This window comes from Duganella sp. CF458 (assembly GCF_900113115.1).
Classification (GTDB): Bacteria; Pseudomonadota; Gammaproteobacteria; order Burkholderiales; family Burkholderiaceae_D; genus Rugamonas.
This window is the reverse complement of the sequence record NZ_FOOF01000024.1, coordinates 15,420-31,416: the sequence shown is the minus strand read 5'-3', so window position 1 is coordinate 31,416 and position 15,997 is coordinate 15,420. Positions and strand designations below refer to the sequence as shown.

Annotated in this window: 16 protein-coding genes; 5 read left to right on the top strand and 11 right to left on the bottom strand. The window is 63.3% G+C overall.

Going from position 1 to position 15,997, the window contains the following annotated elements; all coding sequences use genetic code 11:
• Window positions 1-9 precede the first annotated feature (9 nt).
• The 3 genes from dxs to BM269_RS27055 are packed head-to-tail and all read right to left on the bottom strand — an operon-like array spanning window position 10 to window position 3,005.
• A complete protein-coding gene (gene dxs / locus BM269_RS27065; protein ID WP_090445032.1) occupies window positions 10-1,878 on the bottom strand; it encodes a 1-deoxy-D-xylulose-5-phosphate synthase in 1,869 nt (622 codons plus the stop codon).
• Window positions 1,879-2,769 carry a polyprenyl synthetase family protein gene (locus tag BM269_RS27060; protein WP_090445028.1) on the bottom strand — a complete coding sequence of 297 codons (891 nt, stop codon included), beginning with the start codon at window positions 2,767-2,769 and terminating at the stop codon, window positions 1,879-1,881.
• Window positions 2,766-3,005 carry an exodeoxyribonuclease VII small subunit gene (locus BM269_RS27055; RefSeq protein ID WP_090445025.1) on the bottom strand — a complete coding sequence of 80 codons (240 nt, stop codon included), beginning with the start codon at window positions 3,003-3,005 and terminating at the stop codon, window positions 2,766-2,768. The genes BM269_RS27060 and BM269_RS27055 overlap by 4 nt, the downstream gene beginning before the upstream one ends.
• A 257-nt stretch (window positions 3,006-3,262) precedes the next feature.
• Between BM269_RS27055 and BM269_RS27050 the strand changes: the two genes are divergently transcribed.
• Genes BM269_RS27050 through BM269_RS27040 form a run of 3 tightly spaced genes read left to right on the top strand, consistent with a single transcriptional unit; the run spans window position 3,263 to window position 6,141 of the window.
• A complete protein-coding gene (locus tag BM269_RS27050) occupies window positions 3,263-4,363 on the top strand; it encodes an aromatic ring-hydroxylating oxygenase subunit alpha (RefSeq protein WP_090445022.1) in 1,101 nt (366 codons plus the stop codon).
• A complete protein-coding gene (locus BM269_RS27045) occupies window positions 4,363-5,277 on the top strand; it encodes a DMT family transporter (protein WP_090445019.1) in 915 nt (304 codons plus the stop codon). Before BM269_RS27050 ends, BM269_RS27045 begins: the two co-directional genes overlap by 1 nt.
• 9 nt (window positions 5,278-5,286) lie before the next feature.
• A complete protein-coding gene (locus BM269_RS27040; protein ID WP_090445016.1) occupies window positions 5,287-6,141 on the top strand; it encodes a sulfurtransferase in 855 nt (284 codons plus the stop codon).
• A 134-nt stretch (window positions 6,142-6,275) separates the two neighbouring features.
• On the opposite strand, the gene BM269_RS27035 is transcribed toward BM269_RS27040, so the two are convergent.
• A complete protein-coding gene (locus tag BM269_RS27035; RefSeq protein WP_090445013.1) occupies window positions 6,276-7,079 on the bottom strand; it encodes a glycine-rich domain-containing protein in 804 nt (267 codons plus the stop codon).
• A gap of 151 nt (window positions 7,080-7,230) precedes the next feature.
• Between BM269_RS27035 and BM269_RS27030 the strand changes: the two genes are divergently transcribed.
• Window positions 7,231-7,416, top strand: coding sequence for a hypothetical protein (locus BM269_RS27030; RefSeq protein ID WP_090445010.1), 186 nt, complete (start codon window positions 7,231-7,233; stop codon window positions 7,414-7,416).
• Window positions 7,417-7,419: 3 nt separating this feature from the next.
• Here the strand turns inward: BM269_RS27030 and BM269_RS27025 are convergent, their stop codons facing one another.
• From BM269_RS27025 to polA, 7 genes are all read right to left on the bottom strand, one after another.
• Window positions 7,420-7,884 (bottom strand): TssQ family T6SS-associated lipoprotein, encoded by a 465-nt coding sequence (locus BM269_RS27025; RefSeq protein ID WP_090445007.1) that lies wholly within the window; start codon window positions 7,882-7,884, stop codon window positions 7,420-7,422.
• Entirely contained in the window at window positions 7,881-9,605 is a 1,725-nt protein-coding gene (locus tag BM269_RS27020) for a serine/threonine-protein kinase (RefSeq protein ID WP_090445004.1), read from the bottom strand. Before BM269_RS27020 ends, BM269_RS27025 begins: the two co-directional genes overlap by 4 nt.
• On the bottom strand, window positions 9,602-10,372 hold the full coding sequence (locus BM269_RS27015; protein ID WP_170860496.1) for a PP2C family protein-serine/threonine phosphatase: 771 nt from the start codon (window positions 10,370-10,372) through the stop codon (window positions 9,602-9,604). Before BM269_RS27015 ends, BM269_RS27020 begins: the two co-directional genes overlap by 4 nt.
• 10 nt (window positions 10,373-10,382) lie before the next feature.
• The gene (tagH, locus tag BM269_RS27010; RefSeq protein WP_090444998.1) at window positions 10,383-10,985 is read right to left on the bottom strand and encodes a type VI secretion system-associated FHA domain protein TagH; all 603 of its coding nucleotides are present in this window, start codon (window positions 10,983-10,985) and stop codon (window positions 10,383-10,385) included.
• 55 nt (window positions 10,986-11,040) lie between these two features.
• Window positions 11,041-11,754, bottom strand: a complete 714-nt coding sequence (locus BM269_RS27005) for a ZIP family metal transporter (RefSeq protein WP_229204817.1) — start codon at window positions 11,752-11,754, stop codon at window positions 11,041-11,043.
• 130 nt (window positions 11,755-11,884) lie between these two features.
• On the bottom strand, window positions 11,885-12,580 hold the full coding sequence (locus tag BM269_RS27000) for a dienelactone hydrolase family protein (protein ID WP_373994409.1): 696 nt from the start codon (window positions 12,578-12,580) through the stop codon (window positions 11,885-11,887).
• Window positions 12,581-12,709: 129 nt separating this feature from the next.
• Complete coding sequence (gene polA / locus BM269_RS26995; protein WP_090444989.1) at window positions 12,710-15,463, bottom strand: DNA polymerase I; 2,754 nt, start codon at window positions 15,461-15,463, stop codon at window positions 12,710-12,712.
• A gap of 109 nt (window positions 15,464-15,572) precedes the next feature.
• Here polA and BM269_RS26990 point away from each other — a divergent pair, with 109 nt between their 5' ends.
• Complete coding sequence (locus BM269_RS26990; protein ID WP_090444986.1) at window positions 15,573-15,989, top strand: hypothetical protein; 417 nt, start codon at window positions 15,573-15,575, stop codon at window positions 15,987-15,989.
• Window positions 15,990-15,997 lie beyond the last annotated feature (8 nt).

The following is a 15,997-nucleotide window of genomic DNA, read 5'->3' as shown; positions in this document are numbered from 1 at the left end:
GTTGGTATGTCAGCCGTTGTTGACCACCAGCCGCGGCTCGTCGCCAAAGCGCGCCTTGATCGAGGCGGCGATGCCGGCGGCATCCAGGCCCACCAGCGCCAGCAGCTTGGCCGGGTCGCCGTGGTCGATGAACTTGTCCGGCAGGCCAAGCATCTGGATCGGCTTGGTGATGCCCGCCGCCGACAGCGCTTCCGCCACGGCAGCGCCGGCGCCGCCCATGATGCAGCCCTCTTCCACCGTCACCAGGAAATCGTGGTCGGCGGCAAGCTGCTTGACCAGTTCCACATCCAACGGTTTCACGAAGCGCATGTTCGCCACCGTGGCGTTCAGCAGGTCGGCCGCGCCCATTGCCGGCGCCACCATGGAACCGAACGCCAGGATGGCGATCTTCTGGCCTTTGCGGCGGATCTCGCCTTTGCCGATCGGCAGCGTGGTCAACTCCTGGGCGATGGTCGCGCCGATGCCGGCGCCGCGCGGGTAGCGCACGGCCGCAGGACCAGGATAGTGGTAGCCGGTCGACAGCATCTGGCGGCATTCGTTCTCGTCGGACGGCGCCATCACCACCATGTTCGGGATGCAGCGCAGGTAAGCCAGGTCGTAGTTGCCGGCGTGGGTGGCGCCGTCGGCGCCCACCAAGCCTGCGCGGTCCAGTGCAAAGGTCACGTCCAGGTCTTGCAGCGCCACGTCGTGGATCAACTGGTCGTAGCCGCGTTGCAGGAAGGTCGAGTAGATCGCCACGACCGGCTTCAGGCCTTCACAGGCCAGGCCGGCGCCGAAGGTCACGGCATGCTGCTCGGCGATGCCGACGTCGAAGTAGCGGTCCGGGTATTCTTTATCGAAGCGCACCATGCCCGAGCCTTCGCGCATGGCAGGGGTAATGCCGACCAGGCGCTTGTCGGCCTTGGCCATGTCGCACAGCCAGTCGCCGAACACTTCGGTATAGGTCTTCTTGGAAGGCGCCAGCGCTGGCTTGATGCCTTCCGCCGGGTTGAACTTGCCGGTGCCGTGGTACAGGATAGGCTCGGCCTCGGCCAGCTTGTAGCCCTGGCCCTTCTTGGTCACCACGTGCAGGAACTGCGGGCCCTTGAGCTGCTTGATGTTCTGCAGGGTCGGGATCAGCGAGTCGAGGTCGTGGCCGTCGATCGGGCCGATGTAGTTGAAGCCCAGTTCTTCAAACATGGTGGCCGGAACCACCATGCCTTTTGCGTGTTCTTCCAGGCGCTTGGCCACTTCCAGCAGCGGGCCGGGCAGCACGGACTTGCCGACGTTCTTGGCGGCGGCATAGAACTGGCCCGACATCAGGCGTGCCAGGTAGCGGTTCAGGGCGCCGACCGGCGGCGAGATCGACATGTCGTTGTCGTTCAGGATCACCAGCAGGTTGCAGTCTTTTTCCACACCGGCGTTGTTCAGCGCTTCAAACGCCATGCCGGCGGTCATCGAGCCGTCGCCGATCACGGCGATCGCGTGGCGGTGCTCGCCCTTGATCTTGGCGCCCAGGGCCATGCCCAGCGCAGCGGAGATCGACGTCGAAGAGTGCGCGGTGCCGAAAGTGTCGTACTCGGACTCCACGCGGCGCGGGAAGCCGGAAATGCCGTTCAACTGGCGCAGCGTGTTGAACTGGTCGCGGCGGCCGGTCAGGATCTTGTGCGAATAGGTCTGGTGGCCCACGTCCCACACGATGCGGTCTTGCGGCGTGTTGAACACGTAGTGCAGCGCAACGGTCAGTTCCACCGTGCCCAGGTTGGACGACAGGTGGCCGCCGGTCTTGGACACGGAATCGAGCAGGAAGCTGCGCAGTTCCTCGGCCAGTGGCGTGAGCTGGTGGCGGCCCAGCTTGCGCAGCTCGGCCGGGTTATTGATGGTTTCAAGCAGTTTCATTTATGCCTTCCTCTGCACGATCAGGTCTGCGAGTTCACGCAGGCGCAGAGCTTGTTCTCCGAACGGCGCCAGCGCAGCGTGCGCTTGCTGCCGCAATTTTTCCGCCAGGGCGATCGATGGTTCCAGGCCGAGGATGGATACGTAAGTCGGCTTGTTGTCCGCCGCATCCTTGCCCGCCGTCTTGCCCAGCGTGGCCGAATCGGCCGTCGCGTCGAGCACATCGTCCACCACCTGGAAAGCCAGGCCGATGGCGCGCGAATAATCGTGCAGCGCCGCCAGCTCGGCTTCCGTCAAATCCTTGCCGGCCATCGCCCCCAGCACCACGGACGCGCGCAGCAGCGCACCGGTCTTCAGCTGGTGCATGCGTTCCAGCTGCTCCAGGGTCAGGCTGATGCCCACGCTATCGAGGTCGATCGCCTGGCCGCCGCACATGCCGGCCGAACCGGCGGCATCGGCCAGCAGGCGCAGCATGCCGACCAGGCGTGGCGGCGGCACCGAATCGACGCCGGCCAGCACGCCGAAGGCTTGCGCCTGCAGCGCATCGCCCACCAGCAGTGCGGTGGCTTCGTCATACGCCACGTGCACGGTCGGCTTGCCGCGGCGCAGCGCGTCGTCGTCCATGCAGGGCATGTCGTCATGCACCAGCGAATAAGCGTGGATCATTTCCAAGGCGGCGGCGGCGCGGCTCAGGGCTTGCGCGTCGGCGCCGGACAGCGCACCGGCCGCATGCACCAGCAGCGGACGCACGCGCTTGCCGCCATCGAGCACGGCGTAACGCATGGCGGCATGCAGCTTGGCGGGAACCACCTCTTCGGCAGGCAGGTAGGACGACAGGTCCTGCTCCATGCCGGCCTGGATGGTCTTCATCCAGTCCTGGAACGATGCGGTCATTGGCTTGCCTCCTCGCCTTCGGCGAAAGGCTTGAGCATATCGCCTTCCAGCACTTTGACCTGGGCTTCGACCTTGTCGAGCTGTCCGGCACAGAATTTCACCAGTTCGGAACCGCGGGCATAGGCTGCCACCGAAGCTTCCAGCGGCAGTTGGCCGGCTTCCATCTGGCTGACCAGCTGGGCCAGTTCGGCCATCGCTTCCTCGAAGGTGGCGGGCGCATTCATTTTCTTGGGCATGGCATATAACTTGAGTGTAGCCCGCTATTTTAGAACAAACTGCTGTTTCCGGTCTAAAAAGCGCCCTCTAAAGCGGTGAAAACGTTGCAATTCCTTTCATATTGCTTGCCGCGCGCCCGTGCCGAGAAAGTTCAGCGAAGATAGCCTATTTGGCGCTATAATCTCCGGTTCTGTCCGAAATACCGTTTTTATTATCTGAATTCAGGTCTTTACGGATCTTTCTCTTCTTGGTTTGGTTTTAATTAAGGGGGGTTTGGATGTCCGATCTGGGTAGCCACGCCAAGCTGGCGCGTTCGAACGCGCAACTTCCGGTCAACGTCTATTTTGACGAAACGCTGCTGCAGCGTGAAATGCAGGAACTGTTCAAGAAAGGCCCGCGTTACGTCGGCCACGAGCTGATGGTGCCGAATATCGGCGACTTTGCCACGCTGGCGGCTGAAAATGAAGGCCGCATGCTGGTGCGCAATGCCAATGGTATCGAATTGCTGTCCAACGTCTGCCGCCACCGCCAGGCGTTGATGTTCAATGGCCGCGGCAATGCCGACACGATTGTCTGCCCGCTGCACCGCTGGACCTACGACCTGAAGGGCGAGCTGATTGGCGCACCGCACTTCCCGGACACCCCGTGCCTGAACCTGCCGAAGGCCAAGCTGCAAAACTGGAACGGCCTGCTGTTCGAGCAAAACGGCTACAACGTGATGGAAAAGCTGGGCACCCTGTCCGTGACCAAGGACCTGGATTTCAGCGGCTACATGCTGGACCACGTGGAAGTGCACCACTGCGACTACAACTGGAAGACCTTCATCGAGGTCTACCTGGAGGATTACCACGTCGAGCCGTTCCACCCGGGCCTGGGCAGCTTCGTCACCTGCGACGACCTGCGCTGGGAATTCGGCCAGGATTACAGCGTGCAGACGGTAGGCGTGAACCGCGGCTTGAAGAAGTCCGGCTCCGACACCTACCAGAAATGGCACGAGCAGCTGCTCAAGTTCCGCAACGGCGAACCGCCGAAGCATGGCGCGATCTGGCTCACCCTGTACCCGAACATCATGGTCGAATGGTACCCGCACGTGCTGGTGGTTTCGACCCTGTGGCCGGAAGGCCCGAACCGCACCCGCAACGTGGTGGAGTTCTACTATCCGGAAGAAATCGTGCTGTTCGAGCGCGAATTCATTGAAGCCGAACGCGCAGCCTATATGGAAACCTGCGTTGAGGACGATGAAATCGGCGCCCGCATGGATGCCGGCCGCAGGATCCTGATGGAGCGCGGCGAGACCGACGCCGGCCCCTATCAATCTCCGATGGAAGACGGCATGCAGCACTTCCATGAGTGGTACCGGAGCAAACTGGACTTCTGATGCAATCACTCTGGATGCTAGTTGCCAGTTTCCTGTTCGCCGCCATGGGGGTGTGCGTGAAACTGGCATCCGATGAATTCAGCGTTTCCGAAATGGTGATGTACCGCGGGATCATCGGCATGGTGATCCTGTTCACCATGCTGCGCCTGCAAGGCGGCACCCTCAAGACCACCATGCCGCTGGCGCATTTGTGGCGCGGCGCGGTCGGCGTAGTCTCCCTTTGGATGTGGTACTACACCATCGCCAAACTCCCCCTGGCTACAGCCATGACGCTCAATTACATGGCGCCGATCTGGATCGCCGTGTGGCTGTTCGGCCATGGCTGGTGGCACCAGAAGAACCGCGTTGAATGGCCGCTGATCGCGGCAGTCGGCATGAGCTTTGTCGGCGTCACCTGCCTGCTGCAACCGGCTTTCGACGCCAACCAGTTGAGCCCCGCGCTGATGGCACTCGGTTCGTCCGTGCTGTCGGCCATGGCCTATATGCAGGTGCGCAAGCTGGGCCTGGCCGGCGAACCCGAATCGCGCGTGGTGTTCTTCTTCAGCGTGACCAATTTCTTCGCCGGCTTCACCGGCCATGTGCTGGAAAGCGGCTGGAACTGGCATCCACTGGACAATGCGCACAGCGTGTTCCTGATGCTGGGCATCGGCCTGTGCGCCACCGCCGCGCAAGTGGCCATGACGCGCGCCTACCGCCTCGGCAAGACACTGGTGGTGGCCAACCTGCAGTACACCGGCATTGTCTTTTCCAGCATCTGGGGTGTGCTGCTGTTCAGTGACAGCTTCGGCTGGCTGAGCTGGGTGGGCATGGCGATCATCCTGCTGTCCGGTGTGGCCGCGACGTTCTACAATACGCGCAGCACGGAACGTGGCAAAGCCATTTCCGACACCGACCCGATTGCCAGCGAAGTATAAGGACCACGCATGTTCACGACCCTGATCGACGCCAACACCCTTTCGCAGCACTTGTCCGACCCGCAGTGGGTTATCCTCGATTGCCGCCACGACCTGATGAATCCGGACTTCGGCCGCAATGCCTTTGCCGAAGGCCATATCCAGAACGCGCAATTCGCCAATATCGACACCGACCTGTCCGGCCCGAAAAAGAGCGACGACGGTGTTTTCCGCGGCCGTCATCCGCTGCCGCAGCGCGCGGCGCTGCTGGAAACCCTGCGCCGCTGGGGTGTCGGCGAAGGCACGCAAGTCGTCGCCTACGACGCACACGGCGGCATGTATGCAGCGCGCCTGTGGTGGCTGCTGCGCTGGCTGGGGCATGGCACGGTAGCGGTGCTGGATGGCGGCCTGGCCGCATGGAGTGGCGCCGGCCAGGCGCTGGTGACTTCCGTCGCCGAACGCCCGCGCGGCGATCTCGCCGATCAGCCCGCACTGGTGCGCACCGTGTCGGCAGGCGACCTGCTTGAAAACCTGGAGGCGAAACGCCTGCAAGTGGTCGACGCCCGCGCCAACGACCGCTTCCGCGGCGAGAACGAAACCATTGACCCGGTGGGCGGCCATATTCCTGGCGCGCGCAACCGCTTCTTCAAAGACAACCTGCAGGCCGACGGCCGCTTCAAGGATGCAGCGACGCTGCAGCAGGAACTGGCGCCAATCACCGGCACGCCAGCGAGCGCCGTGATGCAATGCGGCTCCGGCGTCACCGCCTGCCACAACCTGCTCGCGCTGGAAGTCGCCGGCCTGCCAGGCGCCGCGCTGTACCCCGGCTCCTGGTCCGAATGGTGCGCCGACAGCAACCGCCCCGTCGCCACCGGCCCCGCCTGATTTCTTCTAGTACAGCCCAGCCCGTGTCCCACCATGGGGTCACACCCGAATCGGGACACGGGCTCATCCGCGCTAGTGGCCGAGCCCGCGTCTCATTTCGGGTGTGACCCCATGGTGGGACACGGGCTCGGGCGTTAATCGCCGCCGCCGCAACTGCTGCCGCAACTGCTTCCACAACTACTGCCGCCGCTGTCGCAGCTGGAGCTGGAGGAGTCGCCGCTGCAGTCGACCGAGCTGCCGCAGCCGGAGCCGCAACTGCTGCCGCTGCTGCTATCGCTGCTGCTGGCGGCTTGCTGGCGGGCGCGCTGTTCGAAGTCGTTGAACTGCGCGGTCGTGATCAGGCCGGCGGTCAACAGGCCGGCGGCCGCCATTTGCGGTGGACAGTTGATGCTTGAATCGAAACGCCCCAGCGCGTCGAGCTGGCTGTAGCCCGGCTGGCCGCGCTTCACCGAGTAGCCGAAGCCGAACGGCATCTTTAGCTTCTTGTCCAATAGGAAGAGGGACGGCAGTCGCGGCCCTTCAGGGTTCAGGCCTTCGGCCCGGCGCGCCCGTACCAGGCACACCGCCAGCGCTTGATCCAGGTTGCCGCCCAGCGCGCTGCCGTCCAAATGCGGCACCACCCGGCCGAAGTGCCGGCGACAGAACGCTTCCAGCTTGAGCGGGGATAACCGCAGCCAGGCGTGCCACACCGAGTCGGCTGCCTTGGATGGCAAGGCGCAGGGCTGCTTGTCCTGCGCGGCGCAGGCGAAGAAGTCGAACAGGCCGAGCGTGGCGCGCGCAAAAAAAACGGCATCTGTCGGGATGCCGTGGTATTCGAGACGTGCGCTGCTTTTCCAGTAATTGTATAGGCCGGGAGGTAATTCCTTGAGGGCCTTGGCGTGCCGCGAGCGCTGCATCAAGCGCCGCGCGTACCAGGTATTCAACAATGTCCAAATCATGATGCCAGCCTAAGAAAAGATTGTGACAAGTGTATTACAACGTGGCGCGCTTGCCGCATCGGCCCGCTTTTCGTTGGAAATTTGGGTGGGAAAGTGTGACTATGTTCTTGGGAGTTCGCCGGGATAACGGTCTTGTTGCGAGAGCAAACATATGAAAATCAGAACAGAACTGGCGGCCGTGGAATTCGAAACCCAGGACATCGTCCAGATTGCCATGCGCATCAATGGGGAAGCGGGCAGCATTCATGCCTGGATCTTCCTGAAGCAGAATGGCTTCCGGGATGACGAGATCATGAACTTGTTGCGTCACACCCCGTCATTGCGCGTCGTTCACTAGCACTTACTTTTTTTTTGCAGCTTCTTTACGGGCGCGCTCGAAAGACGGCGTCCACAAAGGATGGCCTTTTTCGCCCGCGCTCAGGTCGAAGGACTTGTCCAGCTTGAAGGCCTTGACGAACTGCTGGCGGCACAGCGTGGTGCGGTTGGTAACGCAGTAGCTGAAGGCCGTGTATTTCAGCGCCTCCAATTGCAGCGGCTTGTCGGCGTTGGCCAGTTCCGGCGCGCCGAGTTGCTTGATGGCGCCGTTGAAATTGCCGGCCTTGTACATCTCGATACCGGCGTTCAGTGCCTTGCGCGCGTCCGACACTTCGGGTTCCGCTGGCGCAGGCGGCGGGCTCGGTTTCTTGACCGGCGCCGGGGCGGTTTCCTTGGCAGTAGGGGCGGCCGGCTTGTCTTGCAACGGGCCGAAGGATTCGCAGCCGGCCAGCAACAGTGTGGCGGCGATCAGGAAAATCTTATTCTTCATTGTCCAAAGTCATGCTTGATGGTGACCGGCTTCCTGGCGTCCACATTGATTTTCTGGACATAGGCCGGGAAGTTGGGGTTTTCGAGGCGTACTTCATGTTCGCCCAGCGGCAGCGTCAGTTTTTTCAAAGGCGGGGTGATGCCTTTCTGGACGCCATCGACGTAAATTGTAGCCCACGGCTGCACAGCGATGCTGAGCGTGCCCGTGGTGGGCGCGGAAGCTGCGGCTGCTGCGGCGGTGGGCGCGGCTTGTTCCACTGGCGCGGCGACGGGTACCGCGCCTGCCGATGCGGATGCGTTGGCGCTGCTGCCGGCAACGGCAGCCAGCGGATCCGCGTCAGGCACGCTGGCGGCAGCCACCGCGCTTGCCGGTTCAGCGGCGGCGGGGGCTTCGCCGCTTGCGCTGCCGGCCACTACCACCTGTGCACTGGCCACTTCCGGCGCGGCCGGCTTGACCGGGCTGCCGTCGGCAAACCACGAAATGCCAATGACCAGCAAGGCCAGGGCGCAAAGGCCGCCGGCGATCATATTGGTCGATGGGCGCGAGCTGCCTGCCACGGGCGCCGCCTGTTTGCCCGCCTTGCTGCTGGTCTTGTTGCGGCTGGAGCGCCGGCCCGAATCAAACGGCGAGCTTGCGCTCGGGCTCGAACTGGCGCTGGCCTCAGCGGAACCCGGCGCGCCCTTCTCGGCGCTGCGGGCGGAGCGCGAGCGGCTGCGGCGCGCGGCGCCGTCCGAAGCTGCGCTGGCGGCACTGGCCTCTGCCGCTTCGGCTGGGGCGTCGGCGGCGGCAGGCGCGCTGCTGCTGTCGGCTGCCGGAGCGGCGGCAGCCGCGGCGGCATCAAAGCCGAGCAGTGCGGAAAATTCGGCGATCGATTGCGGACGGATTTCCGGGCGCACGGCCATGCCGCGGTCGATCGCTTCGAGGAACTGGTTGCTGTAGCCTTCGCGCCCGCTGATCGCCAGCGGCTCGATCGGGTCGTTCAGCATGCGCGCCACCGCTGCCGGCGGCGCCTTGCCGGTGATCGCGGCGTACATCACGGCCGACAGCGAATAGATATCGGTCCAGGGTCCCTGGCGCATCGATTCGTCATCGGCGTATTGCTCGACCGGCGCAAAGCCCGGCTTCAGGATCACGGTCAGCGACTGCGCCATGTCCTGCACGATCTGGCGCGCGGCGCCGAAGTCGAGCAGCACGGGCTGGCCATCCGGCTGGATCATGATGTTTTCAGGCGATACGTCGCGGTGCAGGATCTGGGCCGCGTACAGCGCTTCCAGGGCGCCCAGCACCGGCTGCAGCAGGCGCTTGAGCCATGCTTCGTTCACCAGCTCCGGGTTGTCGCGCACCACCGACTTGAAGGTGCGGCCTTCGTAGTAGCGCATGGCCATGTAAGCCGTGCCATGCGATTCCCAGAAGCGGTACACCTTGACCAGCGCCGGGTGGTCGAATTGGGCCAGCAGGCGCGCTTCGTTGATGAAGCTGCGCAGGCCGGCGCCGAATGCTTCCGCATGGCGCTTGGAGCGCACGGTCACCGTATTGTCGTTGGCGCGCGCGGCCAGGGCCGACGGCATGTACTCCTTGATTGCCACCGTGCGTTGCAGCGAATGGTCGAAGGCGAGGTAGACGATGCCGAAACCGCCCTCCCCGATCACTTCGCGGATCTCGAATTCCGCGACGCGGGTGCCGATTGGCAGGCTGTTAGGCAGTTCGACTGCTTTGTTCATGGAGCTTCACCAATAAAGATCGCCTGCGCGCTGTAATTATCGCGGGCCTTGTGCACCAGGCCCGCGCGCTCGTCGGCCAGGGCGCAGATGGCGCTCAGCCATTCCTGCGCGCTGCCTGCTTTTGCCAGCAGCAATTCCATCTGTGGCTCGGCCACCCATTCCCACAGGCCGTCGGTGCAGATCAGGATCGCATCGCCGGCGCGCAGCGCCATCGGCGGCATCACGGACGGCTGCACTTCATTGTCGGTACCAATCGCAGCATACAACACATTGCGCTTGGGATGGCTGCGCGGATCGGCGCCTGCGGCCAGGCCGGCATCGATCATCTGCTGCACCATGCTGTGGTCGCGCGTTGCATGCAACAGGCGCCCACGGCGGAACAGGTAAATGCGGGTGTCGCCCATGTGGGCCCAGGTCGCCTGGGAGCCGGCACGGTCCACCAGCGCCAGCGCCACGGTGGCGCTCATGCCCTGCAGGGTTGGGCGTTGCTTCTTGCTGCGTGCTACCGCGATCGCCGCTTCAGCCACCATGGCCGGCGTGGCGTCGGCGCTGAAATCGGGGTGCTCGCTGAAATTGGCCAAGACCGATTGCACCACCGTCTGCGACGCGACTTCGCCACCCTCGTGGCCGCCCGCGCCGTCGGAGACGACGAAGCAAGCCAGTTCACCGCGCTCGGCACGGCCAATGGCATCCTGGTTGGATGCACGTCCGCCAACGGAGGTAACCTCCGCGACGCTGAGCGCAATGCGCTGGGGCATATCGGCCATCGCTGACTCCTTATTCCATCTCGTCCTGGTGGCGCTCATAAGCGCTCAGGAAAGCGTCGCCCAAGGTGGCGTTGAAGTCGGCAGCAGTGGCCTTGACCAGGGCCGCGTGGCTGGCGCGGTAGCTATCCCACAAGGCTGCCTTGCGCGCCAACGGCAGCATCGTGCCCAGCACGCCGCGCTTCTGTTTCTCCTCGACCGTCTGCGGCGAGACGCGCGCCAGCGCTTCCGCGACGGCGCCTTCCATGCCGGCTTTCACGCATTTCTGGTGGGCCGACAGGTCGGCGAAGGCATCTTCCAATGCTTCCACCGGGCCCATAAAGCCGGGCATCTTCTTGCGCAGCATCTGGGTCTTGGCGGCCTGGCTGTCGGGCAGGAATTTCAGCGGATTGTTGTTGCGCACGACGACGACGGTGGCATCGGCGTGGATATTGCGCTTGAGCTCAGCGCGATTCAGCAGCAGGCTATGCGCGCCGCTAATCGATGTGCCGACCAGTTTTCCCAGCATTTCCATGAATTCCGGCGTCAGTTGCCAGTTAGGTTGCACCCCCGCGCCGCGCTGGAAAGCGGCCATCAGGGCATCTGCAGTGTGGTGTTCGGTCGAATTTTCAAGCATGGGGCAATCTCCTATCCCCGTAAGCGTAGCAAAAATGATGCCAATGCGTAATAGTTCAATGCGTATCGTGCGCGATGGAAGTAAGGAATAGCACAATTACAACACCAAGTGCAATTAAGAAAACCTGCGGAATGGTTTCGCGCATGGTGGCGCGGCGCTGCATTTGGGGCATCAGGTCGCTGACCGCGATGTAGATGAAGCCCGAGGAGGCAAACACCAGCACGTAGGGGATCAGGTTGGTGGCCTGATCCAGGGTGTAGTAGCCGAGCACGCCGCCGGCGACGGACAGCAGGCTGCACAGCAGGTTGTAGACATAAGCACGGGTGCGCGAGAAACCGGCATTGAGCAGCACGATGAAATCGCCGATTTCCTGCGGAATTTCATGGGCGATGATGGCGACGCCAGTGACGATGCCGAGCTGCGGGTTGGCCAGGAACGCCGCCGCGATCAGGATGCCGTCGGTGAAATTGTGCATGCCATCGCCCAGCAGGATCATCCAGCCGGCGCGGCCGGCTTCTGCCTTGTCGTGGCCATGGTGGTGATGGTGGCCGTCGTGTTCGTGGTGGTGCGAATGGCGCAGGATTGCCAGTTTTTCAAGCAGGAAGAAGGCCAGCAGGCCGGCCAGCAGCGCGCCGAACAGGTGGCGCGGGTCGGTACCCGACTCAAACGCTTCCGGCAGCGCGTGCAGCAGCGAAGTGGACAGCATGATGCCGACCGACAGGCTGACCATTTTCTCGACCACCTTCGACAGCAGGGCGAACGAAAACACCGCCGCTGCCGTAATACTGGCAACGCCGGCAATCGTAGTGGCCAGCAGGATGGAGGTCAGGACGGGGTCGATGGTGCTTCCTTCGCGTGCAAACCGGGCATTTTACCGCCCTGCCGCATTTTTCGCTAACTTAAGCCACACCATGGGCTTTGAACCAGGCCATGGCCCGCTGCCAGCCGTCCTGTGCGTCGTCCAGACGGTATTCGGGCCGGTAGTCGGCATGGAAGCCATGGGGCGCCTCGGGGTAGACGTGGATCGTCGACTGGCTGCCGCCCCGGGCCAGCGCGGCACGCATCCGCTCCACCGTCTCGAGCGGGATCAGCTCGTCCTTGCCGCCATACAGCCCCAGCACCGGCACGGCCAGGTCCGGCGCGATATCGACCGGCAGCGTGGGCCAGTTGCTGGTGCGTTCGGCCACCAGGCGGCCATACCAGGCCACGCCGGCCTTGACTTGCGGATTATGGTGGCTGTACAGCCAGGTGATGCGGCCGCCGTAGCAAAAACCGGTGACACCAAGCCGCTCAACGTCCGCGCCGTAAGTGCGCGCCCACTCCACTACCGCATCCAGGTCCCTCATCACCTGCGCATCCGGTGTTTTGCGGACAATATTTGCCATCAGGGCCGGGATCGCTTGTTCGCGGCTGGCATCGCCCTGGCGCACGAACAGGTCCGGCGCCAGCGCCAGGTAGCCCGCCTTGGCGAAACGGCGCACGACCTCGGCGATGTGCTCGTGTACACCAAAGATCTCGGAAATCACCAGAATCACCGGCAGCGCAGTCCCGCCTTGCGGGTGGGCGAGGAAAACCGGCACTGATTGGCCGTCCACCGTGACATGAATTGTGGCGTCAACTTGTGAATCTTTTATTGTTGTCATTTCAAGTAAGTTGACAAGGTTTGTCGGGGATGGCTGCCAAAAATTGTCAGCACTGACAATTTTTGGCATCGGTCGCCAACTTTAGTGAGCTTCCTCCCAATTGCAGCCAACTCCGACTTCCGCCACCAACGGCACCCTGAGTTCCGCCACGCCTGCCATCAGCTTCGGCAGCATGTCCTTGACTAGGGCCAGTTCAGCATCCGGCACCTCCAGCACCAGTTCGTCGTGCACCTGCATGATCATCTTGCTGGCCAGGTCTTCGCGCTCGAGCCAGTCCTGCACCGCGATCATGGCCAGCTTGATCAAGTCCGCCGCCGTGCCCTGCATCGGGGCATTGATCGCCGCGCGCTCGGCGCCCTGGCGGCGCGGGCCGTTCGGGGAATTGATCTCGGGCAGCCACAAGCGGCGGCCGAACACGGTCTGCACAAAGCCCTGCGCCTTGGCTTCGGCACGGGTTTCGTCCATATAGCGCTTGACGCCGGAGAAGCGGGCGAAATAGCGGTCGATGTAGTTCTGCGCAGCGGTGCGGTCGATGACCAGGTTGGCGGCCAGGCCAAAGGCGCTCATGCCGTAGATCAGGCCGAAGTTGATCACTTTGGCGTAGCGGCGCTGCTCCGGCTGCACCTCCGCCGGCGCCACGCCGAAGATTTCCGCCGCGGTGGCGCGGTGAATGTCTTCGCCTTCATGGAAGGCGCGCAGCATCGCCTCGTCGCCCGAGATATGCGCCATGATGCGCAGCTCGATCTGCGAATAGTCGGCCGACACGATATGCGCGCCAGGCGGCGCGATAAACGCTTCGCGGATGCGGCGGCCTTCGGCAGTTCGCACCGGGATGTTCTGCAGGTTCGGGTCGTTCGACGCCAGGCGGCCGGTGATCGCCACGGCTTGCGCGTAATTGGTGTGCACGCGGCCGGTGGCCCTGTTGATCATCTTCGGCAGCTTGTCGGTATAGGTCGACTTGAGCTTGGCCATGCCGCGGTATTCCAGCAGCACTTTCGGCAGCGGATAATCTTCGGCCAGCTTTTGCAGCACTTCTTCGTCGGTGGACGGCGCGCCGCTCGGGGTTTTCTTCACCACCGGCAATTCGAGCTTGGTGAAGAAGATTTCGCCGATCTGCTTCGGCGAGCCGAGGTTGAACGGCTGTCCGGCCAGCTCATAGGCCTTCTGCTCCAGTTCGAGGATGCGCGCCCCAAGCTCATTGGACTGAGTCGCCAGCAGGCCGGCGTCGATCAGCACGCCATTACGCTCGATCTTTTGCAGCACCACGGCGGTCGGCAGCTCGATGGTGTTGTAGATGCGGGTCAGGCCTTCATCACCGGAGACCTGGCCGTGCATGGCCAGGTGCAGGCGCAGCGTGATGTCGGCATCTTCCGCCGCGTACTCGGTGGCGCGGCCGATCTCGACCTGGTCGAAGCCGATCTGGCTGGCGCCCTTGCCGCATACCTCTTCGTAAGCGACGGTCTTGTGATTCAGGTGGCGCAACGCCAGGCTATCCATGTCATGGGTGCGGTGCGATTCGAACACGTACGACTGCAACAGCGTGTCATGCACGATACCGCGCAGGGTCACGCCATGGTTGGCGAAGATGTGCGCGTCGTACTTCAGGTTCTGGCCCAGCTTCGGCTTGGTGGCGTCTTCCAGCCATGGCTTCAGCTTGGACAGCACCCAATCGCGCTGCAGTTGCTGTGGCGCGTCCGGATAACGGTGCGCCAGCGGGATGTAGCAAGCGATGCCCGGCTCGGTTGAGAGCGAAATGCCCACCATCTCGGCCAACATCGGTTCCAGCGAAGTGGTTTCGGTATCGAGCGCGGTCAGTTCGGCAGCGTCGATGCGCGCGATCCATGCTTCCAGTTGTTCTTCGGTCAGCACGGTTTCGTAGCTGATGGTGGCCGGCGGCGCGGCAAACAGGTCGGCCGTGGCGCCTGGCGCCGGCGCTGCGGCGCCCGCGCTGCCCGGCGCCGGTGCGGCCGGGGTCAGGCCGGACAGCTCGCGCAGCAGCGTCTTGAAACCGTATTTGGTGAAGAAGGCAACCAGCTGCTCACGGTCTTCGTCCTTGGCGCCCAGCGATTCGGAAATCGACATCATGTGCGCCGACAGGTCGCAATCGGTCTTCACGGTAATCAGCTCGCGGCCTTTCGGCAGCCATTCCAGCGCCGAGCGCAGGTTGCCGCCCACCACGCCGCCGATCTTGTCGGCGTTTTCCATGATGCCGGCCAGACTGTCGTACTCCTGCAGCCATTTCAACGCGGTTTTCGGACCGCACTTGGCCACGCCCGGCACGTTGTCGACGGTATCGCCGATCAGGGTCAGGTAATCGATGATGCGGTTCGGCGGCACGCCAAACTTGGCCAGTACACCCGCCTCGTCCAGCTTCTCGTTGGTCATGGTGTTGATCAGCATGACTTTCGGCGTCACCAGCTGGGCCAGGTCCTTGTCGCCGGTGGAAATCACCACCTCCAGGCCAGCCTGCTCGGCCTGCACCGACAGGGTACCGATCACGTCGTCCGCCTCCACCCCTTCCACCATCAGGATCGGCCAGCCCATCGCGCGCACCGCCTCGTGGATCGGCTCGATCTGCAGACGCAAGTCGTCCGGCATCGGCGCGCGGGTCGCCTTATAGTCGGGATACATATCGTCGCGGAAGGTCTTGCCTTTGGCGTCGAACACACAGGCAATATAGGCCGCCGGGAAATCGGCGCGCAGGCGGCGCAGCATATTAACCATGCCGTGCATGGCGCCGGTGGGATGGCCTTCGGCGCTGCGCAGGTCGGGCAGGGCGTGGAAGGCACGGTACAGGTAGCTGGAACCATCGACCAGCAACAGGGTCTTTTGCATAGCGGGAGGGTGGTGTAAATCTCAATATTCCATTATCGCAGAGTTTTACAACGGGACAGGAGGGCATTTGATACAATGGTTAAACCAATAAATTGAACGAAATCCCATCATGCGCGCCTCAACTTCCTGGCTTGCCCTCCCCCTTGCCCTGCTGGCTACCGGCGCCCTGGCGCAATCCGCCCCGCCCCAGCCGCAGCAACTGGAGCGCATCGAGGAAGTGGACAACCCGGTGACCGTCACGGCCAAGCCGAGCACGGAAACCAGGATTGTGGAAAAGCGTGAAGGTGGCCGCGTGACCGAAGCCAAGGTCAAGAGCGGCGGAAGCACGTATACCGTCAAGCCGAATACCCCGGCTGGCAGCGCACTGCCCGGCGATGCCGCCGGCTCGGCCAACCGTGGCCCGCAGTGGACTGTGCTGGAGTTCGACCTCCTCAGCAAAAAGAAAAAACGCTCTGCCGAGGAAGCGGATAAGGAAGACGGCCCGCCGCCTCCACCGCCAGCCCAGCCGGCCGCGCCAACGAAGTAAGCGCGCGC

What these genes read in the sequence shown, in the direction of transcription:
- dxs (WP_090445032.1), bottom strand. Translation starts at nt 1,878, where the DNA reads ATGAAACTGCTTGAAACCATCAATAACCCGGCCGAGCTGCGCAAGCTG.
- BM269_RS27060 (WP_090445028.1), bottom strand. Translation starts at nt 2,769, where the DNA reads ATGACCGCATCGTTCCAGGACTGGATGAAGACCATCCAGGCCGGCATG.
- BM269_RS27055 (WP_090445025.1), bottom strand. Translation starts at nt 3,005, where the DNA reads ATGCCCAAGAAAATGAATGCGCCCGCCACCTTCGAGGAAGCGATGGCC.
- BM269_RS27050 (WP_090445022.1), top strand. Translation starts at nt 3,263, where the DNA reads ATGTCCGATCTGGGTAGCCACGCCAAGCTGGCGCGTTCGAACGCGCAA.
- BM269_RS27045 (WP_090445019.1), top strand. Translation starts at nt 4,363, where the DNA reads ATGCAATCACTCTGGATGCTAGTTGCCAGTTTCCTGTTCGCCGCCATG.
- BM269_RS27040 (WP_090445016.1), top strand. Translation starts at nt 5,287, where the DNA reads ATGTTCACGACCCTGATCGACGCCAACACCCTTTCGCAGCACTTGTCC.
- BM269_RS27035 (WP_090445013.1), bottom strand. Translation starts at nt 7,079, where the DNA reads ATGATTTGGACATTGTTGAATACCTGGTACGCGCGGCGCTTGATGCAG.
- BM269_RS27030 (WP_090445010.1), top strand. Translation starts at nt 7,231, where the DNA reads ATGAAAATCAGAACAGAACTGGCGGCCGTGGAATTCGAAACCCAGGAC.
- BM269_RS27025 (WP_090445007.1), bottom strand. Translation starts at nt 7,884, where the DNA reads ATGAAGAATAAGATTTTCCTGATCGCCGCCACACTGTTGCTGGCCGGC.
- BM269_RS27020 (WP_090445004.1), bottom strand. Translation starts at nt 9,605, where the DNA reads ATGAACAAAGCAGTCGAACTGCCTAACAGCCTGCCAATCGGCACCCGC.
- BM269_RS27015 (WP_170860496.1), bottom strand. Translation starts at nt 10,372, where the DNA reads ATGGCCGATATGCCCCAGCGCATTGCGCTCAGCGTCGCGGAGGTTACC.
- tagH (WP_090444998.1), bottom strand. Translation starts at nt 10,985, where the DNA reads ATGCTTGAAAATTCGACCGAACACCACACTGCAGATGCCCTGATGGCC.
- polA (WP_090444989.1), bottom strand. Translation starts at nt 15,463, where the DNA reads ATGCAAAAGACCCTGTTGCTGGTCGATGGTTCCAGCTACCTGTACCGT.
- BM269_RS26990 (WP_090444986.1), top strand. Translation starts at nt 15,573, where the DNA reads ATGCGCGCCTCAACTTCCTGGCTTGCCCTCCCCCTTGCCCTGCTGGCT.